Here is a 407-nt window from a genome sequence, read left to right as displayed (position 1 = left end):
GGCGGTGACGGTCGGCGGCGTGCTGCAGCTGGCTTACCAGCTGCCGCATCTGAAGAAGATTGGCATGCTGGTCCTGCCGCGAATTAATCTGAAAGATGCCGGCGCGATGCGGGTGGTGAAGCAGATGGGGCCGGCGATCCTTGGCGTGTCGGTAAGCCAGATCTCCCTTATCATCAATACCATTTTCGCCTCATTCCTCGTGTCGGGCTCGGTGTCGTGGATGTATTATGCCGACCGCCTGATGGAGTTTCCCTCCGGCGTGCTGGGCGTGGCGCTTGGCACTATCCTGCTGCCATCGCTGTCAAAAAGCTTCGCCAGCGGTAACCATGACGAGTATTGCCGGCTGATGGACTGGGGACTGCGTCTCTGTTTTCTGCTGGCGCTGCCGAGCGCGGTGGCGCTGGGGA

The 407-nt window shown here is 60.7% G+C and carries 1 protein-coding gene; it reads left to right on the top strand.

From position 1 onward, the window contains the following. The coding region (gene murJ / locus M3206_RS18845; RefSeq protein WP_285877031.1) for a murein biosynthesis integral membrane protein MurJ at positions 1-407 on the top strand (407 nt) is incomplete at both ends.

The organism is Fictibacillus phosphorivorans, assembly GCF_023715845.1.
Taxonomy (GTDB): domain Bacteria; phylum Bacillota; class Bacilli; order Bacillales; family Fictibacillaceae; genus Fictibacillus; species Fictibacillus phosphorivorans_D.
This window is presented reverse-complemented; position numbering and strand designations above follow the sequence as displayed.